This window comes from Mobiluncus mulieris (assembly GCF_014204735.1).
GTDB classification, from domain to species: domain Bacteria; phylum Actinomycetota; class Actinomycetes; order Actinomycetales; family Actinomycetaceae; genus Mobiluncus; species Mobiluncus mulieris.
Genome location: NZ_JACHMA010000001.1, coordinates 1,113,173 through 1,139,710, shown reverse-complemented (window position 1 = coordinate 1,139,710; position 26,538 = coordinate 1,113,173). Strand labels below are relative to the sequence as shown.

The window sequence follows — 26,538 nt, the reverse complement described above, 5'->3', positions numbered from 1 at the left end:
TGAAGGGCGAAACCCGCTCTGGCTTTCGGGTTAGCTCCCTCTTCACAGTCCCGATAGAATGGAGGGCATGGCTTCCTCTGATTTTGTTCACCTGCATGTTCACACTGATTACTCGATTTTAGATGGGGCGGCAAAGGTAGCGCGCCTGGTAGAGAAGGCTGCCGAGAACGGCCAGTCGGCGGTGGCGATTACAGATCACGGTTACCTCTTTGGTGCTTATGAGTTTTACGCGGCGGCAGTCAAGACCGGGGTGAAGCCAATTATCGGCTTGGAAGCCTATGTTACCCCGGGAACTTCGCGTTTTGACACGAAGCGGGTGCATTGGGGGACTTTGGAACAGCAGAAGGCCGGGGATGATGTGTCGGCCAATGGGGCTTATACGCATATGACCTTGCTGTCGCGTACCACCGAGGGGATGCACAACCTGTTTCGCTTGGGTTCTTTGGCCTCGATTGATGGCCAGATGGGGAAGTGGCCACGCCTGGATCGCGAACTGTTGCAACGTTACGCCGGGGGGCTGGTTGGAACTTCGGGATGTCCTTCGGGGGAAGTACAAGTAAAGCTCCGCTTGGGACTCTATGACGAGGCCTTGCGTACCGCCGGGGAGCTGCAAGACATTTTCGGCAAGGAGTTTTTTTACATAGAACTGATGGATCATGGTTTGAGCATTGAGCGCCGGGTGCGTGAAGACTTGTTGCGCCTGGCCAAGGCGCTGGACGCGCCCCTGTTGGCGACTAATGATTCGCACTATGTTAACAAAGAAGATCGTGAAATCCAGGATGCCATGCTGTGCATCAACTCGGGCGACCAGTTGAACAATGAAAACCGCTTTCGCTTCGATGGCACGGATTACTATCTGCGACCCAGCAACGAGATGCGCGAGCTGTTTCGCGATTTGCCCCAGGCTTGCGACAACACTTTGCTGGTAGCCGAACAGTGCGAAGTGAAGTTTTCCACAGTGGATGACGGAGCCTCATTTATGCCGAAGTTCCAGGTTCCGGCTGGCGAGAACGAGGAATCCTGGTTTGTCAAAGAAGTAGAACGCGGCCTGAACTACCGTTATCCGCAAGGCATCACCGAAGCAGTACGTAAGCGCGCGGATTACGAGGTGGGGATTATCCTGCAGATGGGGTTTGCGGGATACTTCCTGGTAGTTTCGGATTACATCCAGTGGGCCAAACAGCAGGGCATCCGGGTGGGGCCGGGGCGTGGCTCCGGGGCGGGTTCGATGGTGGCCTATGCGATGCGGATTACTGACTTGGATCCTTTGCAACACGGTTTGCTTTTCGAACGATTCTTGAACCCCGAGCGCGTGTCCATGCCCGATATTGACGTGGACTTCGACGATAGGCGCCGCGCCGAGGTTATCGAGTATGTGACTCGCAAATACGGCAAGGACAAAATTGCCCAGGTTGTGACCTATGGCACGATTAAAACCAAGCAGGCTCTAAAGGACGCGGCGCGGATTTCCGGGGCAGCGTTCTCGGTGGGCGAAAACCTGACCAAGGCTTTGCCACCAGCGGCAATGGGTAAAGATATTCCGCTGTCCCAGATTTACAATAAAGACCATCCCCGCTATAAGGAAGCCGAAGAATTCCGCAAGGTCGTGGCCAGTACGGGTGAAAACCAGGCTATTTTCAGCCTGGCCTCTGGGGTGGAAGGCATGACTCGCCAGTGGGGGGTTCATGCTTGTGCGGTGATTATGTCCAGTCACACACTGACGGATATTATCCCGATGATGAAACGTTTGCAGGACGGGGCGATTATCACCCAGTTCGACTATCCCACCTGTGAACACTTGGGGCTGTTGAAGATGGACTTCCTGGGGTTAAAGAACCTGACGATTATTTCTGATGCCCTGGATAACATCAAGTTAAACGGTAAAACACCCCCAGATTTGGAACACCTGCCGATTGACGATCGGGCTACTTATGAATTGCTTTCCTCGGGGGAAACCTTGGGAGTGTTCCAGCTTGATGGTGGGGGTATGCGCACCTTGCTCAAACAGCTGCGTCCTACCGAGTTTGACGATATTTCAGCCTTGGTGGCGCTGTATCGGCCAGGACCCATGGGGGCGGATTCCCACACTAACTATGCCTTGCGCAAGAATGGGGCGATGGGGATTAAACCGATTCATCCCGAGTTGGCCGACCCCCTCAAGGATATTTTGGGATACACCTATGGCCTGATTATCTACCAGGAACAGGTTATGGCTATCGCCCAGAAAGTCGCGGGTTTCACCCTGGGACAGGCTGATATTTTGCGCAAGGCCATGGGTAAAAAGAAAAAAGACGTGTTGGACAAACAGTACGTAAAATTTCACGACGGGATGCTGGGCAATGGGTATTCCGAAGATTGCTGTAAAACCCTGTGGGATATCTTGGTGCCTTTCGCGGATTATGCCTTTAACAAGTCCCACTCGGCTGCTTACGGGCTGATAGCGTACTGGACGGCCTATCTGAAGGCGAATTTCCCCACCGAGTACATGGCGGCGGTGCTGACCACCCAGACTGACAAGGACAAACTGGGGATGTATCTCAATGAAGTTCGCCGCATGGGGATTCGAGTGCTTCCCCCGGATGTGAATGCCTCGGTAGCGACTTTCGCGCCGGATGGAGCCGATATCCGCTTCGGCCTGGCTTCGATTCGCAATGTGGGCGAGGGCGTGGTGGAAGGCATCATCAAGTCGCGCCGTGACAAAGGTGCTTATACGTCTTTCCAGGATTTTCTGAACAAAGTCCCGGCGGAAGTCTGTAATAAACGCGCAATTGAGTCGCTTATCAAGGCGGGGGCTTTTGATGCCTTCGGGGTGGCGCGTCGCGCTTTGGTGGCGGTACATGAAGAAGCCGTGGATTCAGTGATTTCCTTGAAGCGCCAGGAATCTAAAGGACAGTTTGACTTGTTCGCGTCTTTGGATGGGGGCGGGGACGATTTGCTAGAGGGCTTCAGTGTCGAGATTCCCGCCCTCAAGGAGTGGCCGAAAAAGGATAAACTGGCTTTTGAGCGGCAAATGCTGGGTCTGTATGTCTCGGATCACCCGCTTTCCGGGATGGAGAACGTGTTGCGTCGCCTTGCCGCCGACCAGATTATCGAGTTGACCAGCGAGGATGGTAAGCCCAATGATGCTGAAGTGCGGATTGCGGGTCTGATTACCTCGGTAGAGCACAAGACTTCGAAACGTACCGGCCAGCCGTGGGCAATTGCACGCTTGGAGGACATGAGCGGGGCGATTAACGTCCTGTTCTTTCCCAAGACGTACGAAACGGTAGGGGCAGCGTTAGAGCCTGACCGGATTGTTACCGTGGGGGGAAGGTTGAAGCGTGAGGACGAGAGCGCCTCGGTTTTCGGACAAGATTTGTCGGTGCCGGATATCACCGCGCGTCTGGATCACCTTGACCAAGTTGAGTTACTCTTGCCCCAGCAGCGTTGTACCTGGGAGGCCATGAATGCTTTTGGTGATTTGATGCGACGTTTTCCGGGCGAAGCTCCGGTGCGGCTGCATGTGTGGGATGGTCATGAGGCGCCAGTCTTGGAACTTGATCAGGGCGTGAATGCCGGGCCGGATTTCCTCGAGGAATTGCGGGCTTTACTGGGTAATGACGTTATAGTGGAACCTGGGGTTGACCCCGTGGCGGCTTTGCGCGCCCGCGCCGCTAACGAATCTGATACTTTCGGTGGCTCGATTGGCTCTTTGCCGCTCGATGCCCCTGGTGATACGGTGCCTGACATCGCCGCTGTCCCCACCTCCAGTACGGCTTCGCCTCCTGCTTTGGATGGTTTTGATTCGGCTGCATTAGGTGCCAGCGGAGATACGCCGGATTTGGGAATCCCGGTGGCTACGGTTTCCCAGTTCCCCGCCACCGGGACTAGCACCTCATGAACGCGATAGCGCGGTCACTATCTAGCGACGTAAGTCTGCGCGCCCTCGCCAAAGACATGGTTCCGATGGCACCGGGTATTACCGCTGAAACTGTGGGCAGATATTTGGAACTGTTACAGCCTAGCTTCCTGGCTGTCATCAGGTGACCCCCACCAGTCGTCCGGGAAGCAGGGTATCTTTCAGGAAGCCGTAGTCAAAGTTGCGCAAGGCTGTTCGCCCCGTTCACGAGTCGCCATCCGCATACAATTGCTTGTACTATATGCAGCATCGTGACAGGTTCGCGTTTTTACTGCATATTTTTCTACGTGAAATTACCCCGCTGTCGCAACTCGCCGTAAATCCTGTAATTCGCGGCCTAGCGGCCCTGCAAAGCACGTCCTAGAGCCGCTGAACTGCCCTGATGACCTCGTTATTCTGCTGTTTCAACAGTGGTAGCAGCGGGTTGCTCAAGTTCGGACTCGGATTCAGAGTACGCATCGGGAAGGGGAATTTTGGCGAACTGACGGTCGCGCCAAATCAACAATCCAGACAAGGCCAGGCCAAGGGCAGAAATTGCCATCACCAGGCGCACATCAAAAGCATCGGCTAATGGAGAAAGAATTCCCGAGCCTAAAGGCATCGTGGCGGTGGCAATCATAGTGGAAATGGACATGACTCGACCCATTTGGTCGGGATTTATCGTGCGTTGCAACAGAGTCATGGTCGGCACCGAACAGTAAGGCACCACCAAGCCTATTAGTGCGGTAAACCCCGCAAAGCACCAAAACTGTGGTGATACTGCTAAGCCCATAGTCAAAGCCCCCAACAGAGTCAGAGCAATACCAATAGTTTTATATTCCTGTTTGGCCCCTGCCCAGGCAGAAACCGCCAGGCCGCCCCAGGCTGCTCCAATCCCAAAACAGGTTTCCACAGTGGCTAAACGCCAGGAATCAGCACCAAAAACCCGAGTAATCTGCAGGTTGCCAATAATTACCGGCCCGCCCAGAAAGAAAGTACACAGCGCCTGGTAGGTCAGGAAACGCCCCACAAAGAAATGCTGGCGCACATAGGTCAAGCCCAGTTTGAATTCCCGCAGTTGCGAAGTTTCATGAGCCGCCCCCGGATTGTGATGTCCCACTTTCACAAAAACCAGTAGCAGGAAAATCCCGATAATTGCGGTTACTACGTCCACGGCGAACACCAGGTACAGTGGCCAAAACGTTAGCAGAATACCGGCCACCGCTGGGCTGGCTACATTGCCCAAAGATTGGACGGAACCCAAGATACCGTTGACTTTCATCAGGCGCTCTTTGGGGACAAACTGTGGGGTCAAAGCACTCACCGCAGGGCTCTGCACGCCGGATCCCAGGGAACGAATGGCTAAAACCGTGTACATCAGCCACAATTCTTTATAGCCCCTCATGAATGCCAACATGACCACCAAAGTGGCCAAGGCAACCACCGCGTCCGCCGCCACGATTAGCTTGCGACGCGAATACCGATCCGCCCAAACCCCCGCGAAGCCGGAAATCAGGAACATAGGAATAAACCCGCACAAAGTCGCGATAGCCAGGGCGGAACCGGACTTAGTTGTCAGGGTGATGTACCAAATCATGGCATAGTGCACCAGGAAAGAACCCAGCAAGGAAACAGTCTGGGAGGTCACATAGAAGGCGGCGAGTCTACGCCAATGAGGGTATTCCACTGCTTTAGTTTATCAAACCGTAAAAGGGAGCAAATTAATATGCGGTGCGGCCACGTAGCGCATCGAGTTGACGGCGCTCTTTCTTGGTGGGACGTCCGGTGCCACGCGGTCGGAATATCACCGCGCCGGCGGCAGGGTCGGTCAATCGCGGTGGGGTGATGTCCCGATAAGCCTTCACCGCCTCGGGGGCACCGACCCGCTTGGGCAGCAATTCGAGCACCTCCAACACGCGGTCGAAGCCGTTGACCCGCAGCCGCACCTCGTCACCAACCTTGACCTGGCTGGCAGCTTTGGCCGTGATACCATTGATTCGCACGTGTCCGGCTCGTGCTGCTGCGGTCGCCAAAGACCGTGATTTCAACTGCCGCGTTGCCCACAGCCACACATCCACTCGCATGAGCATTATTCTAGCCGAGGTCTAAAGTGGGAACACGGCGGTAATCCGGTTAAGATGGAAGGGTGTTTTATGTTCCAGATTCCACGGCACTAGTCGCGGTGCCGGATGCCCAGACCCGGTCGTTTCCACGGCGATTTCACAATCCGGGAGGCGACTCATGAACGAGAAAAACAACGAAAACCGCCACGAAAGTGACAATCGTAACGAACGTGATGAATGGGAAAACCCCAGCAAACGCGACGGGAACGAAACTTTTGACCCCACCCACGATGACCAAGCTCGGGTTGATGCGCAGTTCGCGGATTTGGTGTCAAATCTGGATGATTTTGGTGAACTTGACGAGATGGAGCCCCTGGTGGGGCAGGGCGAGCCGGAACTTTCGACGGACAACCAGCGGAAGCTCGAAGCCGAAATTTCCGAACTGGATCGACCCCAGGAAACTACCGAAGACCTCGACTCCAATCGGGCGCGGGTAGTTTTTTTGACCCCATTGGCCTCGGCCGATGCCTTGGCGGCACTGTGTGCTCTAAGTGATATCGAACTGGTGGTGGTGCCCACCGAATCAGGTGCGGTGGGCGTATTGGAACTGAATCTGAGCGAGGAAGCCTTTGGGATGGCGTTAATCGCGGATACTCTGGCCGATTTTGATCCCAGCGTCAGTGAAATCGCCAGTATTCTGAGTCAACTGACCCGAGTGCCGGTGGTGGTGCTTTCGGCGCTGTTAGCACCCGGAACCGAACAGGAACCCGGCGTGACTGGGCAAGTACTGGCGGGGCGTTGGACGAATGGCGAGTTCGAAACCGATTTGCCTTCCGGCTTGGTCTTGGTGCAAATGCCGCTGCAAATCGAGGATTTGCTGCTGGGGCGCGTCGCGGAAACCGAGGCTGCTGGGGCGGTGGAAACCAAGGATATTGCGCAGTGGAAGGCTATGAAGATGCTCAGTAAGGGGATGCGGAAACCTCGGCGTGGCAAGAAATAGTTACCTTGCGGGGGCAGGGCATTAATGAAGAAAATACCGAAGAATCCCTATGCGGGGGACAGAGGGGACTTGCTGCCAGGGACAGCACATGCCCTGGAACTGGCGCGGTGTGGGGATGTCGGGGCGGCGCAAGTGGCGCTGTGCCGGGCTTTGGCCACAGAACGACTGGTGGTGCCGGTGCCGAAGCCGGTGACTTCGGAAATAATCAAGGATTCGTGGGAGCAGTTCGCGCCACCTGGTTTTGACCCCGCACAGCAGCCTGTATTTACCTCAGGTTTTCGGGCTAAAAACTACTACGAGGAAAATGCCCCCCTGACACAGAGCACGATTATTCACGTATCCGGGGCTCGCGAGGGAAAGCCCGAAAACGTAGTGAATTGTGTGTCGGAGTCACTAGGCATTGTCTATTCCCCAGTGGGGGTGGCTACACCGGTTTATTCTTCGGCTCAGACCTTTGAGAGTGAAGTGGAGGCTTCTCGTCCCGTGTTGATGAATCCGGCGCGGGTAGCGTTGGCGGCGCTGACCGATGGCGGTAATCTGTGGCTTGACCCCGTGTATAGTTACGGTTCTGCCACCGAGGCGAAAGAGGCCTTTCGAACCGACCCGCTTGGTTCATGCGAAACGATAATCTTGGGACGCAACGCCTTGACCGCCTTGGCTTGCGGCGATGACTGGTTGGCGCCCTGGGATGACCCAGAGATTCCGGAGCTATTGGCGCGGGCGGCGGAGCATACGGGCTGCGAAATCGTGGCAAGCGAACCTTTCCCGGCCGGTGGGCTGAACCTGAAACTGTGCGTCCCCCAAGCCCTGGAGGAGCGTAAGTTGGCGTTGAAACGTCTTCAACGCGCGCTGTCTCGTGACCCGAAGTTGACCGCGCGGGTCACGTATTTTTCTCTCACCCCGGCGTAGTTCGTCCCACGTGGCAGAAATAAGTGAAAATTTTGCGATTTAGGGCGGTTTTTTACCTCAAAACCGAAATTTTCACTCAATTCTGCCAGGCATCGCCGCGTGACGGGTTCATGAGGTGCTTGTCGGGATAGCCGGCGCTTCCGCTCGGAAATGTGATAAATAACACTTTTAGTTGATTTTGTGCGGATTCGTCAATGCCATCTGGTAAGCTGAATCTCGAAATCATAGATTCCCGGACTTTAGGATGTTGAAGTGAGTAAACTTGGTGAGTTGATAACGGCAGAGATGACTGCTAAGGACTGGAATCAGAGCGATTTGGCTGCTGTGACTGGTAAAAGTAAGCAGTACATTTCCGACATTCTGAATGGCAAACGTGCTTTGGATGCGGAAGGCGCTGTACTTATCGGTGCGGCACTAGAGGTATCTGCTGAAGAGTTGCTGTTGATAGGAATCCGCGAGGCGATTGCCCGAGAAACCGAGCGTTTAGATGTTGGCGCTATTGAGCGCAGATCCGCCATCGAGTCGCGTTTCAATCTTCGACTGCTTCAGGAGGACGGATACTTTGGGGGGAATCTTGATTTTGAACAAATGGAAAAGGCTTTGGCTCCTGCCAGGAAAATTGTCGAAGCGACACACCGTCGAGGTTCCGGCGAGGTCGTAACACCTAAACAGGCTTCCTGGTTGGCAGCGGTGCAGCTGCAAGTAAAATCCTGCGCATCCAAATTTCCCGCTTATCAAGAAGATGGTTTGCGGGAACTGGCAGCGTCAATTCCTCGGCAGAGTGCGGATGTTAAGTGGCTTAAAAAATTGCCTCAACTGGCAGCGAAAGTTGGTTTGATACTGGTGTCCAAAAAAGTGTTCCCGGGAGCGGCGTTACACGGGGCATCATTCCGGATTCCGGTAGGTGACCGCATGGTTCCGGTGATTGCGCTTACTGCGAAGGGTGGTAGAGCTGATTCTGTGATATTTACACTGCTCCATGAAATCGGCCATCATCTGTTAGGGCATATCGAAGGTTCCCTGTGTCTCAACTATACGAATCCAGAAGATGATTGTGAGGCTAAGGCTAATGACTTTGCAGCCGACATAATCGGGGCTAATCAGATTTTGGACTACCCTAGCCGCCCTTCACGGGAATTGATAGCAGATATGGCGTATTCGCTGAATATTCCGGAGTGGTTCGTTATTGGTCACCTGCAGAAGCTGGGAGTAGTTCCCTGGGCTTCCCCGCTTTCTCGCGTTATCCCGAATATACAGGAGGAAGTACTGTCATGGCAGCCAGCATATGCCTGCTAATAGCACAATGGCAAGACCAGTACCGGAAGCGACAACTAGAGAATCGTATAGCTTGTGGAGGATGGTATATATGACTAGCATCGGGAGTCGTTTACAGTGGACACAGCCGACTCTGCCGGGGATGGAAGCCAAACTTGTGCCGGGTGAAGCATTCAGACTAACGCAAGAGCATGGTAAGGTTCGCCAAATACTATTTAAGGATGCGAAAAAACTTCGAGTACTTAAAAATGCTCACCTGTTAAAACGGCTAAGCTTACGGGGTGAATCGGAAATCCCTCAAATTCTTCCCTGTAGTACGATTCCTAAGCGTTTGGTTGCGTGGTCAGAGGCGAAGCTGGTAGACAATAAATCTGGTGCCTGGCTGCACTTTTACGAAGATGATTACAAATTTAAAGAAATTTGGGATGATTCAGAGCTGCTGTTTTCCACAGCCAGAGAATTTGACGGGATAATATCCCCGGACTTTTCTTTGTACTATGATGCACCTTATCCGGTGAAGCTGACGAACACGTATCGAAACCAGCTCTTAGGTGCTGCAGCGCAAGGCAGAGGTATTCCTACCATCGCAAATGTAAGACTATCCGGCAGGGATTCTGCTTGTTACGCCTTGGCGGGCGTGCCGCACAAATCTGTCATTGCGCTGGGTTTGCATGGCACGGTAAAAGAGCCAGAGAACCGTGCCATTGTCAGAGATGAAATTGAAGTGATTGTCAATACGGTGGAGCCAATCGCGATAGTGGTATATGGTTCCGATGCCTATGGTGTGCTGGACTATCCCGCAGGACTTGATATTCCTATCTATGTTTTTCCGGCAGATACCTATACCCGCTCGCGTGACAGGAGGGTGGCGTGAGTAAGCCTCGAAGCAATTTGTATGATTATGACAAGAAGGAACCGCGTGAGGTGCGGGGGTTCACCACTGCGGTTCACTATGGGAAACAGATTAAGCATATGCCCGGGAAGAAGGGGTATGACCCCAGTAAATCCCCAGTAACCCTGGATATTGTCGAAATTCAACGTCTTATTGACCGCAAGGCGGGCACAGGTAAATGGTGCAAACCAAATAAAGAGGTAATTGATTTCAGGCAGATAATTGGGTTTTTTAAAGATGACAGTGGTATTTTCGCTCTCCCTACTACTAGAGCGACAATTCATTATTCGAAAACTGGATGCCATCTGGTTCCTGCTGCACCTAAGGAGTAATTATGTATAACTATTTTCACCCAGAGGAAAAATATCAAGTATGGAAAGTAGTGCGCTACCATTATCGCCATCCGCAAGCCTTGCTAGACATTAGATTCTTTGACGGCGAAGAGTATCGTGGCGTATTTGACACGGCGTATGACTCGGAGAATGGTTGTGATTTGGATATTGAGATGGATGACCCGAGGTATGATGAATTCTTTCAGGTTGCATTTGAGATTACTGAGATAATTAAGGACGGTCCGCGCCGATACAATGAATTTCTCACTGTTGACTATCGCGATTTTCCCGTCCTGATTACGAACGTGGAAACCGACGAGGTCGTGTATTCGGCGGAAACCGACCCGTTGCGCAAATAACTAGAGCCGCTCTGTCAGTGGCGCAGGCGGTGATGAATAGGTGCGTGGCAGCGGTGAAGCCAGGTGAGACTGTATAATTAGGGGTGGTTACGGTAATCAAAGGCGAAAGGAGCCTGCGTGGAGAAAGCACAGCGACTGGAACTGACCTGGTACAACAAGGACAAAGCCCTGATTCCCACCGAGACCGGGAAATATGGCTACACTTGGGTTGACCCGGCTGACCCCAGGTACTGTGAAACCCACACTCTGGTGTTCGACGAATATGTTACCGGCTCGCAGACACCCAAAAACGACAAGTCCAGGTACACCGAACGTGCCGACTTGGAACCACAAGACGACAACCTGCTAATCCTGGGGGAATCCGGGGATGTACTGGAAGCCCTGACCCGGGTACCGGAACTGGCCGAAAAATATGTCGGTAAAGTGAAACTGATTTATATCGACCCGCCGTTTAACACCGCCCAGACTTTCGCTAACTACGAGGATAACCTGGAGCACTCCGTGTGGCTGACCATGATGCGTGACCGACTGGTAAACCTCAAAAAACTGCTGCGCGAAGACGGCTCCATCTGGGTACACCTAGACGATGTAGAAGTCCACCGCATGAGGCTGCTGCTCGACGAAATCTTCGGAGCCGGGAATTTTGTGGCTGAGGTAGCCTGGCAAAAAGCTGATTCGCCCCGGTCAGACTCTAAGGAATTCACTCATTCCGTTGATTACGTTATCTGTTATAGGAAAACGAATATCTTTGCTGTGAAAACTATTGAAATTACTTACGATACTTCTCATTACAAGGAGATGGATTCTATCGGAAGACGATTTCGATACTTGACACTAATGAAGACTGGAGCGAATTCCTTACGCCAAGATCGGCCCTCTCTGTTCTATTCGATTGAAGCACCCGATGGTTCACAAGTTTTACCTATAAAATCTGATGGAGTAGAAGGACGTTGGAGATGGGAGAAGTCAAATGTGGAGAAACGGAAAGGTGAAATTTACTGGCTGGATAAAGGGCGTGGTCTCTTTCCGTATTTACGTAGCTACAAGCCAGACGACCTGATTTCTCCGCCCACAACATTTTGGAGTAATGCTGAAGTTGATGCCAATAGGACAGCTAAGGCGGAGATTAAGGCACTTTTTCCAGGAGCGACACCGTTTACAACCCCGAAGCCGGAGCGACTGTTGGAACGGATTATTCATATCGGGTCAAATCCGGGGGACATTGTACTGGACTGTTTCGCGGGATCCGGGACAACGGCGGCGGTGGCGCAGAAAATGGGGCGGCGTTGGGTGACCTGCGAACTGGTAGCGGATACTTTCGAGCGTTTTACCAAACCGCGCCTCATGAAAGTTATCAACGACCAGGATCCGGGCGGGGTGACCTACACTAAGAAAGGTGAATATATTCCTGCCGAAGGTGTGGAGCTGCCCGAGAAGATTAGCCCGGAGGATGCCGCTAAATTCAACGCCGTCTTAAAGAATTTACTCTCTGGCGACCCTGAAGAGGAAGAGAATCCACAGCTAAAACAGCTAAAGAAAGCCGCCTCGAAGAACCCGTTAATCAAACAGCTGAAAGCCGCCACGAAAACCGAACGTAGCAAAGAATCCATTAACTGGCGCGGTGGGGGAGGCTTCCAGGTGGCACACCTGTCCCCGGCTTGTTTCGACTATGACCCAGAGCTCGACCGTGTGATGTTAACCCCGGCCGCCACGGGGGAAACTTTGGTAGAGGCAGTGGCGGCGAACCTAGGGTTCACCCTGTTACATGCCGAGGATGACTATATCTTTGATGGTAAACGGGGTAATAACCTGTTAAAAGTCATCGAGGGAGTGGCCACTCATGAAACCGTAGACTCCCTGGTGTCACGCACCCAGCCGGGAGAAACAATCACCTTGGCGGCCACCAGCGTTATGGACGGAGTACGCGAATACCTACGCCTTGCTCGGAAAGGCTCGCGGGTAGTGGCCATCCCGGACGAAATTTTCCCCTACCGGAAAGGTGGCGAAAACAATGCCTAAGCGCTTGCAGCTTACCTTCGATTCAGAACTGTTGGAAACCATCAGCGCCGACTTCGACCTGCGTGCCCCAAATCGCGAAGCCCTGCGCCAGCTGGCTTTCGTGCTGGACGGGGACTATGACCCGGAAGTGATGCAAGTTCTGAACCTGGCTACCGGGGTGGGCAAGACATACCTGATGGCGGCTTTTATCGAATACCTGCGTGCTAAAGGTGTGGGGAATGCGGTGATAGTCACTCCCGGCAAAGTCGTGCAAGCCAAGACCATCGCGAACTTCACGCCCGGACAGCCCGGATATATCGCGGGCTCCCCAGTGCCACCAGACATAGTTACCCCGCAAAACTATGCGCCGTGGATAGCACGGCTTAACAGTGGAACACAGCCGGCCTCGGGGGCACAAACTCCCGTGTTGGCTTTTATTTTCAATATCCACCAGCTGATTGCCCCCAAAACCTTGGAAGGTGATACCCACGGTAGTGGCCAGGAGGCCATGAAGCGTAAGCCTAGGCGTTTCGACGAAAACGCCGGGGTACTTTTCGACTATTTGCGCGAGCTTGATGACCTGGTAGTGATAGCCGATGAATCGCATCTGTACGGGGTTTCGGCCGAGGCTTTCCATGGGGCTTTGCGGGAGCTGCAACCAGCCGCCATGATTGGGCTTACCGCCTCGGTGGACAAGACCAAAGACCACGTGATTTACGAATATCCCCTGTATCGTGCCATTCAAGACCGGTATGTGAAAGCTCCAGTGCTGGCCTTCCGCAAAGGCGGGTACACGGGTGCGGCGGCCTCGGAAGAACAGCAACTGCGAGACGCGATACAGCTTCGTGCCTATAAACAGGATTTCTACGATACCTATGCGGATACTCACAGTCGCGCCCGGTTGAACGCGGTTTTGCTGGTGGTGTGTGCGGATACGGAACACGCCGACCAAATTACTTCTTTGCTGCGTACAAGTGAATACTTCGGATCAGATTTTGCCGTATTGCAAGTGGATTCCAACCATGACAAGGAAGATACCAATCGTTTTTTGGCCGGCTTGGAGAAACCGGATTCACCGGTGAAAGCTGTAGTGAGCGTGAACAAGCTAAAGGAAGGCTGGGATGTAAAGAACGTGGCGGTAATCGTGACCCTGCGTGCTATGGCCTCCGAGGTTTTGACCCAGCAAACCATGGGACGTGGACTGCGACTGCCTTTCGGAGCGTACACGGGTGTAGGCCAGATAGACCAGCTGGATATTGTTGCCCACCAATCCTTCGAGGAGCTGTTAGATGCCGAGAATGTTTTGCAACAATTCGGCCTGGAACAAGCCGTGAAAGACAGCGACCCGTCACGGGTGAGAACAGCGATTCGTCAGGCTGCCGAACAAGCATCCGGTGGTGATGCCCTGGATGGTACCCCGGACGCTTCTGCGGACGGTTCCCCAGACGGGAGGATTTCTGCCTCGCGTGGTGTTAGCATCGGCGTTGAAACAAGTGAAACCGGTCAGCCAGGAATGACGATTCGCCACATACCCGAGACTGGCACCTCATGCACCCCGAACTTTCCCGAACCACCACAAGTGGTGACCATCACCCGCAACCCCGACTTTGCCGAGGTGACGTACACTTTCCCCGTAACCACCGTTAAACAAGAACAGCCGCGTTTCGATTTGTCCGCAATACCTCGAAAGACCATTGCGGATGCCGCCAAGCGGGTCACCTCCGCTAAAGATGTGCTGCTGCGCAAAGAGATTGTCGCCGCTTTAGGCAAAGACCTGCACGGGGCAGACCTGGAGAGCGCCGAGGTGGATTCGATACCCGTTGCAGCCGAGGCCGCCGAGCACGCGCTGGTGAAACTGGTGTTGAACCTTCAACAGGTGCCGAAAACTCCCGAGACTGCGGGTTACGTAAAGTCGTTTTTGGTGCCGATTTTCTGTAATAGCGTGGACTTTGCGCACTGGACAGTGAAAACCCTTGGTTGTGCGCAAGCGTTGCTGCGAAAAATAATTAGCGACTACATCAAGGAGCTTTCGCGAGAAATCCGTGAAGTCCCAGTGATTCACCCCAAAACTATGCCCGGTTCGGGCTACATCTTGCTGTTGGGGGAGAAGGTACACGCCCAGATTGATAACCGCCGCGATTTCGTGCGCGGCCGGGTATATGCGGGGTGGTTCAAATCGTTGTTTAGCGCCGAATCCTTCGATTCATACACTGGGGAATACGAGCTGGCCAAGTTGCTGAACACTTCGCCCAGCATTGTCTGGTGGCACCGTCTCCACCCTGCGGATGGCGCTTTTGTCAGTTACAACGCTCTTGACCGGTATTTCCCGGATTTTGTGGCACTTGACCGGCAAGGCGTTCACTGGATTATCGAGGCGAAGAGTGAACGCGGCCGGGATGACGCGACGGTGGCGGCCAAACGCCGGGCTGCGGAGGCTTTAGTGCAGCGCCTGGCGGCTGAAACAGCCTTTGCCGGGCAATACTGGGGGTATCTGATTGGTTTTGAAAGCGACATTGCGGCGGCCGACTCTTGGGACGATCTCAAGGCACTCGCCCAGCCGGTCAGTAACCTGGTTTAGTTGGGTTTATGCTGCGCCTGTCTGGGGCAGGCGGCAGAAATTTGGGAAAAATGGGGGTGGGGGTTGAATATATTGACCCCCACCCCCAAAAAATCCCGAATTTCTGCCAGGATGAAATTATCTAGGCGTGGGGGATATCGCCCAACCAGTCGGTGACCGCCGAGATTAACGCGTCATCGAAAGCATCATCAGAGTGGTGTTCCCCAATCCACTTTTGGATGTCTCCACCCGCACAGGCATCGAGTTTCGCTCGGGACTCTTTAGGATTCACCACGGCTTGCCACAGCATATTCTTGGCCTCATCCATGGTCTTATAGAAAAATGGGTAATCCTCGGGCACCAAGGCGTGAGCCCACGGCAAATCCGGGAAAATCCCTATAACCCCGGCACCCAGAGCCTCTACATAGGCAATACCGTAGGATTCCTCGGAAGTGGTGGCCAAGAACGCCGTGGTTCGAGCCAGCGCTTTCCAATATGATTGGCGAGTGGCGGTTAGGGGACCTACCCAAATCCAGTCTCGCTGCGAGAATTTCATCGCAGCCTCACTGACCAGATGCGTCTCGTGCAAACGCATTTCTACTTTGATGGGTATCTTGCGATGCACCCACTGGACAGCTTCCAAGAAAATCTCGGGACGTTTACGTGCCGAGAGATAAATCGAAGGGTAGAGCACTATCGGAATCTCGGTTTCTTGGCGTGGTTGTACGTGAGCCAGACGGAATCCCAGGTTTACCCAGCCCAGTTGCATCTGTTCATGTAAGGGTTTCACCGTCCACTTATGACAAATCTCGCGCACCTCGGAGGCGGTACGTTCTGAGTTAGCGAAGGTGGGGAACAGGGTACAGGACAGAGCCATAGAAGCAATACCCTCTACGGTTTGCATATCACTGGGCGACCACCACATGAAGTTCATGATGCGGGGCTTTTCCGCCCCGGCGTCATACATTTTCTGCCACAAACGTGAAGAATCAATCACATCCATGTTGATTACCGCCACGTCGTTGGGGTCAAGCATCTCCAGTGGTGCCACCGTGAAACCTTCGCAGCGTCGGGCTGTGCCCCCAATCAGAATCGAATTGGGGAAATTACGCAGGATACGCCGCACCAAGGTATCACCAGCAGAATGCCCCGCCACATGCCCGGCTTCATCAATCTTTATCGAATCCCATTTGATTGCGAGTTTCATGTTCTTGTCCTTATCTAGTCGCTGGGTTGGAGCTGGTCGAATCCGGGGAAATATCATTCTCGTCCGTTTCGGATACGTCGAAATCTGGAATGGCATCTAAGGCCGAAGCAGCAATCGGAGCATCCGCTCCGCTAGAAGGCAGCGTCGTCCCCGTCGAACGCAGTACCAAGCCCTTTACATTGCGTACGCCATTGATAGCGGTGTCGGCAGGGGGCTCGTGGTTATTCATAGAGTCTTTGGTAGCGGCACCCCGGATACGCATCCGGTAGAAACTAGCCCACACGAAATACGCCGAAGCGATGAATAACACCCCGGCTAGGACATGAACCAAACGCGCCTGACCCTGATTAGTTAGACTGACTGCCAGTTCGACGGCCAGCAGTCCAAACAGCGTAGTGAACTTGATGATTGGGTTCAAAGCCACCGAGGAAGTGTCCTTGAAGGGATCTCCCACCGTGTCGCCCACGATGGTGGCATCGTGCAGCTCTGTACCTTTCATATGCAGATCAACCTCGACAACTTTTTTGGCATTATCCCAAGCTCCACCGGCGTTGGCCATGAAGATTGCTTGATACAGGCCAAAGATAGCAATTGAAATCAGGTAGCCGATGAAGAAATACGGCTCCACAAAGGCAAAGGAGAGGGTGGCGAAGAACACAGCCAAGAAAATCAGCAGCATCCCTTGTTGAGCGTATTGGGTACAGATTTCCACCACGCGGCGTGAATCGCTTACCGAAGCCCGTTCGTTGTTGGCATCGAGTTTAATGTTGTCCTTAATGAAAGCCACCGCTCGGTTGGCGCCAGTGGTTACGGCCTGGGTAGAAGCCCCAGAGAACCAGTAAATCACTGCGCCTCCGGCGATTAGACCCAGCAGGAAGGGAGCATGTAGGAGGGACAGGTTTGCAACGGCTTCCTGATTATGTAAGGAGTTTGTCAAGGACATGATAATCGAGAAAATCATGGTGGTGGCACCCACTACGGCGGTGCCAATCAGCACTGGTTTGGCGGTGGCTTTAAACGTGTTTCCTGCCCCATCATTATCTTCTAGCATCAGTTTGGCTTTTTCCCACACTGGATTAACGGCGTACTCTTTCATGAGTTGCCCCTCTATGCCGGGCACAGACTCGATACGCGACAACTCAAACACGGATTGAGCGTTGTCGGTTACCGGACCGTAAGAGTCAACCGCAATCGTGACCGGCCCCATTCCCAGGAACCCGAAAGCCACCAGGCCAAAGGCAAAAACCTCGGGGGCTTGCATCACAGTCCCTAGCCCCATTTCGGAAATCAGGAAGGCTACCCCCATCAGACCCACAATAGTGATTCCCAGCCAGTAGCCGCTCATATTGCCAGCGACCAGGCCGGAAAGAATATTCAGACTCGCTCCGCCTTCACGCGAAGACTTGACAGTTTCGCGCACAAAATGCGAGTTGGTCGAAGTGAACACCTTTACCAACTCGGGAATCAAGGCTCCGGCCAAGGTGCCGCAGGTAATGATGGTCGCTAGTTTCACCCATAGCATTGCGGGCTGGTCAGCCATAATGAACCAAGTCACACCGTAGGTTAGGATGATACACATAATCGAGGTCACCCACACCAAACTCGTCAAGGGGGTTTCAAAATTCATTCGCGAGGCCTCATGGTACTTGGTGTGAACCCATAGGGTATTCAAAGCGTAGGCTAAGGCGGCTCCGATAATCATGACCGCACGAACCACGAAAATCCACACCAAAAGCAAGGCCTGTAAAGATAAGTCATCCACCGCCAACACCACGAAGGTCACCAAGGCCACCCCCGTCACTCCATAGGTTTCAAAACCATCAGCGGAAGGTCCCACCGAATCCCCGGCGTTATCCCCGGTGCAGTCGGCAATTACCCCGGGATTGCGCGGGTCATCTTCGTCAATCTTGAATACAATCTTCATCAAGTCCGCGCCGATATCGGCAATTTTGGTGAAAATACCACCGGCGATACGCAAGGCGGAAGCCCCCAGGGATTCTCCGATAGCGAAGCCAATGAAACACGCTCCGGCCACGTCTTTGGGCAGGAATACCAAAATTATCAACATCATCAACAGCTCCGTGGAAATCAGCACGGTGCCGATGGACATCCCAGCTTGCAGGGGAATGAAGTGAACCGGATATGGACGTCCCTTTAGTGAGGCAAAAGCAGTACGGGCATTGGCAAAGGTGTTGACCCGAATTCCGAACCAGGCTACCGCAAAAGAACCGGCCATGCCCAGCAGGCTAAAGCCAATCACAATAGCGACTTTGGACCAGGTGAATCCCACCAGAATCTTGTAGTAGATAAAGATAATGGCGGTAATGAACACCCACAGGAATAATAGGAACTTACCTTGTTTCACCAGGTAGGCCTTGCAAGTAGAATAAATTAGCTCAGCTACTTCCAACATAGATTTATGAACTGGTAAGGAACGTAGACTCAGGAAGGTCATCAGCCCGAAAGCCAGCCCAGCCACGCATACCAGCATTCCTATTAGCAGCAGGGTACTTCCGGGAATCCCGTGGATGGTAGCCAGACCTAAATCCGGCAGTATCAGGTTTGCTTCACCTCCTCCCATTTCGCCTTCGGTGGGCGGCAAAGCTGCCGCTAGGGATGGGACAGTAGCAGGGGGGAAACCTATTAACATAAATCAACCTCGTTTCACTAGGGCTTTCCCTGTTAACTAACCAGTCTAGTTTTCAAAAATACATCCCGCAGCTGTTTGAACTCTTGAAGAAATCTGCGTCACCTCACTACAATCGGAATTGTGGAATTCTTTGGGATAAGCGGCTCGGAGCTGCTGTTGATTTTGGTGGTGGGGGTCATCATTGCGGGACCTCGCCACGCTGCCCAAGGAATTATGTGGCTGCGTCAAGCCTTGCAATATTTGCGCCGCTGGTCGGCGAAACTGCGCGAGGAAACCACCGCTGCTGGTAGCGGGCTGAAAGTGGATTTGTCGGGATTTGACCCTTCGCAGTTCAATCCCCGTCACCTCGTGAAAGAGGCCGTGGCCGAGGAAATGCAACTGTGGATAAAGGCCATAACTACCGGTTCCTCGCCGGAAGTCACCCAACTGGAACCCAGGGAAACTCCAGATTTCACCACTGATTCGGAAAAACCCGTGCCGGAGAGTCTGAAATTATTCGAGCCGCAGTTGCGAGCTTTGCAGGCGCTACACCAGCAAGCCCCTCATGAACCCGACGAAAACAAGTTAAGCGAAGGAAATAACTCGCCCCACCCAACCAATCCAACCACCACGAAACCCGACCCGGTCAACCCGATTGACAACAACGCCGAGGTCGGAAACTCAACCGGCTCGTCCGCCCAGACTGCACTGCCAGAGGAACAGGAGCCAATCGTCACGCCGCCACAAAATCAGCTAAGCTAGATATACGGCCTATATATAAGGAGAAACATGGTTCCCTCACACGCGGTTATGCTGTCTGTCAGCCCTATTGTTTGGATTACGGTCATTATCGTTTTGGTGGTGGTCTTTGGAGCGGCGAAACTGCCTGAAATCGCTCGTAATGTGGGGAAATCAGCGAAAGTTTTGAAGGAAGAACTCAAAGATTTGGCCGAAGATGAAAACTTTGCCGCGCCCGTCAGCCCGGAAACAAGCCAAGTACAAGCCCCCACTCAGGCAGCACCGAAGCCGGAAAACCCCGCCGACCAAAGCATTCCTCACCAGGACAATTGAGCGAATCACCAACCCCAGCTAAGGGGGTTATGACCATCGCGGCGCACCTCAAAGAGCTGCGCCGTCGGCTGATTTTCGCGTTGCTGGGTATCGCGGCGGCGTCCATCGGTGGTTGGTTCCTCTATGAGCTGGCGCTGGCGCATATCACCGCCCCGATGCGTGACATTGGGGGAGCAGAGCTAAATTTTCAAACCATTGGCGCGGCGTTGGATTTGAAATTGCGTGTTACGTTGTGGCTGGGCATATTGATGTCTTCGCCTTGGTGGATATATCAAACCTTGGCGTTTTTGTGGCCTGGATTAAAGAATCGGGAGCGCAGTTGGCTGGCGGTTTTTGGTTTTTTCGGGGTCGTGTTGTTTGCCGGGGGTGCGGTTTTCGGGGATTGGACGGCTCCGCGCGCGGTTCAAATTTTGGCTTCTTTCACTCCGCCCGAAGCAGTGATGCTACTTTCGGCCGATTCTTATATTCATTTTTATATTCGCCTGGTGATTGCCTTTGGGCTGTCGTTTTTGATTCCCGAAATCCTGGTGATGCTGAACTTTGTGGGGGTGTTGCGGGCGCACCAGATGCTTAAAGCGTGGCGTCTCGCGGTAATGGTAGCGCTGGTGTTTTCCGCGATTGCCAATCCGTTGCCGACACCGTGGCCGATTCTGCTCCAGGCCGGGGCGTTATTGGCACTGTACTTTGGTGCGGTGGGGATTTCCGCGTTGCATGATTGTCTCCGGGGGCGGCGGCGTAAGTTGGGTTCATGCGGCTCCGCGCGAGAGTAACCCGCAGATTGGTGCCACCGCAGGGTGCTGTGACGCATGGACGAAGTCCTGAGAGCGCCACAAATGCAACGTCGCAGTGTTTAAATGTCTACTGCCGCCGGAACTCCGCTAGGGCTCTTGCGCTCCGAAAAACGGCAAGGATTTACCGTTTTAGGCGCAACTCTTTGTAACCGGCTAAATTAGGAAATCTGCCCCGCCCGGTTTTCCGTAAATATGCCGTGATTTGGGATATCACCTCATGAATTGGTAGTATAAGTTGTCCGGCTCATAGCCGGGATTAAGCGGAAGATTATTCCCACCTCTGCCCGGTACTTTGGTACGTCTTGGGTAATGGTTCGAGCACGATAGTGCAGCTGTGGCGTTTTCTCGTCACAGTCGGATGGTTTTTGCGTTTAACCCGGTTTATGGCATATCACAAGCAAGGAGTTGTCATTTCAGACGTAAGGGTTAACGACCAGATTCGCGTACGTGAAGTGCGCGTCATTGGTCAAAACGGTGAACAAATCGGGGTGGTAGCCATTGGTAAAGCCCTGATTTTGGCGCAGAATGCCGGTTTGGATTTGGTGGAAGTCGCCCCCGAGGCGCATCCACCGGTGTGCAAGCTGATGGATTTTGGGAAATACAAGTACGAGGCCGCGCAAAAGGCTCGCGATGCGAAGCGCAACCAGGCCTCTACCCAGTTGAAAGAAATCCGTTTGGGGCTGAAGATTGACCAGCATGACTACGAGGTGAAGCTTGGGCACATGCGTCGTTTTCTTGACGGCGGTGACAAAGTCAAGGTTATGATTCGCTTCCGTGGCCGCGAACAATCCCGCCCTGAAATGGGCGTTAAACTGATGAATCGCCTGGCGGAAGATATCGCCGAAGACGGGATTGTGGAATCCACACCGCGTCAGGACGGACGCAATATGACGATGGTCTTAGCACCGGTGAAAAAGAAGACCGACGCGGTTTCGGTGCAACGTAAACGTCGTGAAGATGAACGTCAGGCTAAACGGGACGCGAAAGCGGAACGTGCTTTGCGCAACCAAAAGCGGGTGGCGGAACAAGCCAATGCTCCGGTGTTGAAGCCGCTGACATTCTCGCAGCTGGGCGAGGGTGGTCTGGCCGGTTTGAAGAAAACAGACGGGGCATCGGCTAGCAAAACTGACGACGCGGCGGCACCTCATGAAGCCGACGTGAAACCAACGCCTCCTGCGGCTCAATCTGGAAGCACCAAAGCTAGTCCCGCCAAAGCCGGCAGCGCCAAGGCCGACCCTAAATCCAGCTCGGCCAAGGGCGAGCCGGGGAAACCTGTGGCCAAACGCGCCCCGCGTACCACTACGCGGCGAACCCCTAAAACTGGAGGTGAAACGGCGAACAAAACGACCCGTTCCACCACCAAGAAATCTGCCCCGAAGACCGAAAAGACGACTGTGGGCAAGACCGAAAAAACGCCGGCCGCCACGGCTCAGGCTGAAACAGAGGAGAAATAATTATGCCGAAGAATAAAACCCATTCGGGCACTAAGAAACGTTTCCGCACCACTGGTTCGGGAAAGCTGATGCGTGAAACCGCTAACAAACGCCACTTGCTGGAACACAAGTCCAGTCGCCGTACTCGTCGCTTGAGCCAAGACCAGGTAGTGGCTCCGTCTGACGTGAAACGCGTCAAGAAGCTGTTGGGTAAGTAAGGGAAAAGGAGATTAATCATGGCACGTGTTAAGCGCGCAGTCAACGCTCACAAAAAACGTCGTACCACTTTGGAGCGCGCCTCCGGCTATCGCGGGCAGCGTTCCCGTCTGTACCGTAAGGCGAAGGAACAGGTCACGCATTCTTTCGTGTATAACTATCGCGACCGCAAGGCTCGCAAGGGTGATTTCCGCAAATTGTGGATTACCCGCATCAATGCGGCCTGCCGCGCCGAAGGCATGACCTACAACCGTTTCATCCAGGGCTTGCGCCTGGCGGAAGTGGAAGTTGATCGCCGGATGCTGGCCGAATTGGCTGTCAGTGATATCACCGCTTTCAACGCTTTGGTGAAGGTTGCGAAGGATGCCTTGCCGAAGGATGTAAACCAACCGGCCGCCTAGGTAGCGGAGCGGATAACTCGAAACATGCTGGAACGTCGCGAGATTCTGGACAATCCGTCGTCTGTAAAGATGCGTAGAATTGCCGGGCTCTCGCGGCGTTCCGCACGTCTAAAATCCTCGCTGATTCGCATCGAGGGTGCCCAGGCCTTGCGTGAGGCTTTACGGTTCGCGCCGGATTCGGTGGAGGACGTGTATCTTACCGAGGCGGCGGGGGTCTCCGAGCCGGAGCTTTTGTCGCTGGTGGAGGCCGCGCCGGTGCATGGGCACTGGGTCAGTGAACGGGTTGCGAGAGTCGTGGCCGAGGCCGCGCAGGGCTGGTTCGCGACGGCCAGTTTCGCGGTTTTTCCTCCGCTTCATGAGTTGCGGGGGCGCATAGCGCTGATTTTGCCGGAAACTCAAGATCCCGGCAATGTTGGAACCATGCTGCGCTTGGCGGATGCCTGTGGGGCGGGTAGTGTCTTTATGGGGGAACAATCTGCCGATGTGAGTTCCCCGAAAGTGATTCGCGCCTCGGTGGGATCCGTGTTTCATGTGCCGACGCCGCGTTTTTCGGATTTGGCTCAATTAGTCTCGACGCTTCATGAGTCGCAATGGCTGGTAGCTGGCACTGCTTTGGATGCCCCCTTGGCTTGGGGTTTCGAGGTGGCGAGCCAATTTGCCGACAAGAAAGTCGCCTGGATGATGGGCAATGAGGCTCACGGTCTGAATGCTGCCCAGCGCGAGTTGTGCGATGTATTGATGGCCATTCCTATGTTCGGGCAAGCTGAATCTTTCAATGTATCACAGGCTGCGACTTTGGCTTTGTGGATGACAGCGCACGCTCAAACCAGGTGACTTTTGCGAAGACTTTAAAACATGGTTTGGGGGGCAGTCGCAAAAGCGGCTGCCCCCCAATATGGGTGGATATGTGAACAGAAAGCTTTATAACGAGGCGAGAGCGGCTTCGAAGTTGGGGTTTTGCGCGATGTCCTCGACCAGTTCGGTGTATTTCACTGTGCCATCAGCCCCAATGATAACAACGGCTCTCGCTAACAAGCCGGCCATGGGGGAGTCCGCCAGTTTCACACCGTAATCTGTGCCGAAGCTAGAGCGGAAACCAGAGGTGGTAATCACATGTTCAATGCCCTCGGCACCGCAAAATCGCCCCAAGGCGAAAGGTAAATCTTGGGAAACGCTGACCACCATCACATTCGGGTGAGCCGCCGCCTCGATGTTGAACCGTCTGACGGATGCGGCGCAGACCCCCGTGTCAATGGATGGGAAAATGTTGAGCAAAATCGTCTTACCCGCCAAGTCTCCCAAGGTCAGTTCGCTTAAATCCAACTTGGTGACACTAAAATCCGGGGCTTTGGTGCCTGGTGTCGGCAAATTACCCACAGTGTTTACTGGGGTGCCTTGTAAATGTGTAAGAGCCATGAAGTTACTTATAGCTTGAATTCTAGCTACACTGCGGCGGGGCGAACCACGCGCTCTGACTTGATGCACTTGGTGCAGACATTCAGATGCTTGGGGGTGCCCTTAACCAGAGCGCGAACCCGCTGAATATTCGGGTTGAAACGACGCTTATTCCTCCGGTGAGAGTGGGACACACTCATCCCAAAACCCGGTCCTTTACCACAAATGTCACATACCGCAGCCACAATTTTCTCCTGAAATCGATTCTTCACAGTCTAAAGGAGCCAAAACAGCCCCTCGCTCATAAGAGCAACCTGACAATAATAAGCCAAAAATAGGGTATGAACAAATCGAGCCCTGTTACTGCCCGTTTTCGTGGGCTTGGCCGCTAAAATAAATCTCAACCCAAGGAGCATATGTGGATGTAACCCGCCAGATTATAGAAACCAAAGATTTCTGTGCCTGGGTGGCGCATACGGCGACACTGTTGGTGCAAGCCGAGGATTTGCTTAATGACCTCAATACTTTTCCAGTGCCTAATTTCAATACCGGGACGAACTTGGTGGCAACCTGGTCAAAACTGGCAGCTGTCGCTGCGGTTTTTTCCCCGCACATCCCACCCGACCGGTTCATGGCGCATCTAGCTAGTGTGGCTGCGAAATTCCCGCGTGGTTCCAGCGGCATGTTCACGGCGGCGAGTCTCGCGGCCACCGCCAAAACCTGGCGGGAAGTTCCGCTGATTCGTCCCGTAGAACTAGTACAAGCTGTTAGCAGCATTTCTCGAGATTTCCAGAACCTTGACGGGGAAGTCAGTCTGGATTTTGGACTAACTGCCCTGGTACGAAACATCGAGGCAGAACTAGCGGAGCTCAACGTGTACACTTTGTCTGCGGTGATGGATACCACGGTGGTATGCGCCCAGCAGCTTACCGTAGATTCCGCTGATACTCACCGGGGGGTTGGGGATGCGGGATTGGCGGGGGCGTGCCTAATTTTGGCCAGCCTGGCAGATGTGGTGGCCTCAATCGAAGGGAAAACTCCGGGTAATACCGAGATTATCCAGTCCATGCTAACTGACTGGGCTGACCGGTCGCGTCCTGTTGTCAGTGCCCGGCGTGCCCAGACTCCAGGCACAGAATTCGAAGTTACTTTTCGTCACACTGGCTATGCGCGAGAAATTGGCACGCGCCGCCAAGAACTGGGCGCAACCTGTTCCGAAGTGCTGGAACTGGGGACTAAAGACGAGCTGGGTTTCGCTACTTTCACCACCCATGTTCACACGGCCGCGCCGCTGTCGATTCTGCCTCATCCTCACGAGAACATCCTGGTGGAACAGCTATCACCCCCCGAGTCTTCCCTTTGGCGTGTCGGCGCGGAAGATCCTGTGCCGGAAAAAGACAATGTGGTGTTGTTCACGCGACGTTTTACCCGCGCGGGTCAGCCTGGCAAATCCGGAAAATCCGGTGGCTCGAGTGGGTTTAGCGGCGTGGATGCCCTGGAATCGGGGATGCAACAAAAACGTCCCAAATTGGTAATCCTTAGCGAAGCTCCAGCTTTGGTGGAAATGTATGCGCGTGGCTCAGCCACGGTACTGTTGAATCCGAGCGGGACGGATTGGGTACAGTGGGCTTTGGGAAAACCACGGGGACTATCCGTGTTAATACCCAGCTCGCCCGCCACGTGGGAGCTGGCCAAGGAAATGGCACCTCATGAAACCGCCGTAGTGACCGTCGCCCCCAGCCGCGACGAACTGAGCGCTTTGTGGCTCAGCGCAGGACTGGCCACTTGGCAATGTCACCGTGATGGCGATTCTGAAGCCTCGGCGCAGCGCGAAATACAGCGGTTGTGCACGCTGATTCGGGTAGAGGAAATCGGCGAAAACCTAAAGGAACAACTTGAGGCACTTTGTGCTTTTGCTCCGGGTGATACTGCTGAAATTATGGCGCTAATCGGGGCGCGTCAACCCGGCGTGGATCGGGTCAGGCTGCGTAGCATGGCCGAGGGCGACCCCCGCATTGAACTGACGATTTTTTATGGGGGGCAAACCGGGGCAACCCTGTTGGGAGTGAAGGATGACACCGAGTGGGATGAAACCTAAACAGGCGTAAAACTACCCGCATAACCCCAGATAAA

The 26,538-nt window shown here is 53.8% G+C and carries 24 protein-coding genes; 18 read left to right on the top strand and 6 right to left on the bottom strand.

The annotated features are described in order from the left end of the window. Positions 1–67: 67 nt before the first annotated feature. Positions 68–3,880, top strand: a complete 3,813-nt coding sequence (dnaE, locus tag F4555_RS05115) for a DNA polymerase III subunit alpha (RefSeq protein WP_004017857.1) — start codon at positions 68–70, stop codon at positions 3,878–3,880. Then, complete coding sequence (locus F4555_RS05110) at positions 3,877–4,026, top strand: hypothetical protein (RefSeq protein WP_004016676.1); 150 nt, start codon at positions 3,877–3,879, stop codon at positions 4,024–4,026. Before dnaE ends, F4555_RS05110 begins: the two co-directional genes overlap by 4 nt. Positions 4,027–4,289: 263 nt before the next feature. On the opposite strand, the gene F4555_RS05105 is transcribed toward F4555_RS05110, so the two are convergent. Continuing rightward, positions 4,290–5,564: an MFS transporter gene (locus F4555_RS05105; protein WP_004015728.1), complete on the bottom strand. Its 1,275-nt coding sequence runs from the start codon at positions 5,562–5,564 to the stop codon at positions 4,290–4,292. Between the two features lie 34 nt (positions 5,565–5,598). Beyond that, positions 5,599–5,967 (bottom strand): Hsp15 family ribosome-associated heat shock protein, encoded by a 369-nt coding sequence (hslR, locus tag F4555_RS05100; protein ID WP_004012232.1) that lies wholly within the window; start codon positions 5,965–5,967, stop codon positions 5,599–5,601. 151 nt (positions 5,968–6,118) lie between these two features. Between hslR and F4555_RS05095 the strand changes: the two genes are divergently transcribed. The 8 genes from F4555_RS05095 (at position 6,119) to F4555_RS05060 (ending at position 15,283) form a co-directional block, all read left to right on the top strand. Then, complete coding sequence (locus F4555_RS05095) at positions 6,119–6,940, top strand: hypothetical protein (protein WP_004012233.1); 822 nt, start codon at positions 6,119–6,121, stop codon at positions 6,938–6,940. A gap of 24 nt (positions 6,941–6,964) precedes the next feature. Beyond that, positions 6,965–7,849, top strand: coding sequence for a hypothetical protein (locus tag F4555_RS05090; protein ID WP_103759065.1), 885 nt, complete (start codon positions 6,965–6,967; stop codon positions 7,847–7,849). Positions 7,850–8,101: 252 nt separating this feature from the next. Next, positions 8,102–9,145, top strand: a complete 1,044-nt coding sequence (locus F4555_RS05085) for an XRE family transcriptional regulator (RefSeq protein WP_115326008.1) — start codon at positions 8,102–8,104, stop codon at positions 9,143–9,145. 70 nt (positions 9,146–9,215) lie between these two features. Further along, entirely contained in the window at positions 9,216–9,998 is a 783-nt protein-coding gene (locus tag F4555_RS05080; RefSeq protein ID WP_255312899.1) for a DUF4417 domain-containing protein, read from the top strand. After that, positions 9,995–10,348 carry a polymorphic toxin type 50 domain-containing protein gene (locus F4555_RS05075; protein ID WP_004016680.1) on the top strand — a complete coding sequence of 118 codons (354 nt, stop codon included), beginning with the start codon at positions 9,995–9,997 and terminating at the stop codon, positions 10,346–10,348. The genes F4555_RS05080 and F4555_RS05075 overlap by 4 nt, the downstream gene beginning before the upstream one ends. Positions 10,349–10,350: 2 nt before the next feature. Continuing rightward, positions 10,351–10,707 (top strand): YxxD family cognate immunity protein YxxD, encoded by a 357-nt coding sequence (locus F4555_RS05070; protein ID WP_004015735.1) that lies wholly within the window; start codon positions 10,351–10,353, stop codon positions 10,705–10,707. 117 nt (positions 10,708–10,824) lie between these two features. Beyond that, a complete protein-coding gene (locus tag F4555_RS05065; RefSeq protein WP_115326010.1) occupies positions 10,825–12,726 on the top strand; it encodes a site-specific DNA-methyltransferase in 1,902 nt (633 codons plus the stop codon). Beyond that, positions 12,719–15,283: a DEAD/DEAH box helicase gene (locus tag F4555_RS05060; RefSeq protein ID WP_004012244.1), complete on the top strand. Its 2,565-nt coding sequence runs from the start codon at positions 12,719–12,721 to the stop codon at positions 15,281–15,283. Before F4555_RS05065 ends, F4555_RS05060 begins: the two co-directional genes overlap by 8 nt. A gap of 121 nt (positions 15,284–15,404) precedes the next feature. Here F4555_RS05060 and F4555_RS05055 read toward each other — a convergent pair whose 3' ends face one another. After that, positions 15,405–16,469 (bottom strand): glycosyltransferase family protein, encoded by a 1,065-nt coding sequence (locus F4555_RS05055; RefSeq protein WP_004012246.1) that lies wholly within the window; start codon positions 16,467–16,469, stop codon positions 15,405–15,407. Between the two features lie 10 nt (positions 16,470–16,479). Further along, positions 16,480–19,119 carry a sodium-translocating pyrophosphatase gene (locus F4555_RS05050; RefSeq protein WP_004012247.1) on the bottom strand — a complete coding sequence of 880 codons (2,640 nt, stop codon included), beginning with the start codon at positions 19,117–19,119 and terminating at the stop codon, positions 16,480–16,482. A 120-nt stretch (positions 19,120–19,239) separates the two neighbouring features. Here F4555_RS05050 and F4555_RS05045 point away from each other — a divergent pair, with 120 nt between their 5' ends. From F4555_RS05045 to F4555_RS05015, 7 genes are all read left to right on the top strand, one after another. Beyond that, positions 19,240–19,860, top strand: coding sequence for a Sec-independent protein translocase family protein (locus tag F4555_RS05045; protein ID WP_004016686.1), 621 nt, complete (start codon positions 19,240–19,242; stop codon positions 19,858–19,860). Between the two features lie 27 nt (positions 19,861–19,887). After that, the gene (locus F4555_RS05040) at positions 19,888–20,169 is read left to right on the top strand and encodes a twin-arginine translocase TatA/TatE family subunit (RefSeq protein ID WP_004015739.1); all 282 of its coding nucleotides are present in this window, start codon (positions 19,888–19,890) and stop codon (positions 20,167–20,169) included. A gap of 29 nt (positions 20,170–20,198) precedes the next feature. After that, a complete protein-coding gene (tatC, locus tag F4555_RS05035) occupies positions 20,199–20,939 on the top strand; it encodes a twin-arginine translocase subunit TatC (protein ID WP_115326011.1) in 741 nt (246 codons plus the stop codon). A gap of 404 nt (positions 20,940–21,343) precedes the next feature. Further along, positions 21,344–22,414 (top strand): translation initiation factor IF-3, encoded by a 1,071-nt coding sequence (gene infC / locus F4555_RS05030; protein WP_004012252.1) that lies wholly within the window; start codon positions 21,344–21,346, stop codon positions 22,412–22,414. Positions 22,415–22,416: 2 nt separating this feature from the next. Beyond that, positions 22,417–22,611, top strand: a complete 195-nt coding sequence (gene rpmI / locus F4555_RS05025; protein WP_004012253.1) for a 50S ribosomal protein L35 — start codon at positions 22,417–22,419, stop codon at positions 22,609–22,611. 18 nt (positions 22,612–22,629) lie between these two features. Further along, the gene (gene rplT / locus F4555_RS05020; RefSeq protein ID WP_004012254.1) at positions 22,630–23,010 is read left to right on the top strand and encodes a 50S ribosomal protein L20; all 381 of its coding nucleotides are present in this window, start codon (positions 22,630–22,632) and stop codon (positions 23,008–23,010) included. A 24-nt stretch (positions 23,011–23,034) separates the two neighbouring features. Beyond that, the gene (locus F4555_RS05015; RefSeq protein WP_115326012.1) at positions 23,035–23,844 is read left to right on the top strand and encodes a TrmH family RNA methyltransferase; all 810 of its coding nucleotides are present in this window, start codon (positions 23,035–23,037) and stop codon (positions 23,842–23,844) included. An 87-nt stretch (positions 23,845–23,931) separates the two neighbouring features. Here F4555_RS05015 and tpx read toward each other — a convergent pair whose 3' ends face one another. Continuing rightward, entirely contained in the window at positions 23,932–24,426 is a 495-nt protein-coding gene (gene tpx / locus F4555_RS05010; protein WP_115326013.1) for a thiol peroxidase, read from the bottom strand. A 26-nt stretch (positions 24,427–24,452) separates the two neighbouring features. Further along, entirely contained in the window at positions 24,453–24,650 is a 198-nt protein-coding gene (gene rpmB / locus F4555_RS05005; protein ID WP_004012257.1) for a 50S ribosomal protein L28, read from the bottom strand. 173 nt (positions 24,651–24,823) lie between these two features. Between rpmB and F4555_RS05000 the strand changes: the two genes are divergently transcribed. Then, the gene (locus F4555_RS05000) at positions 24,824–26,503 is read left to right on the top strand and encodes a hypothetical protein (RefSeq protein ID WP_103759059.1); all 1,680 of its coding nucleotides are present in this window, start codon (positions 24,824–24,826) and stop codon (positions 26,501–26,503) included. Positions 26,504–26,538 lie beyond the last annotated feature (35 nt).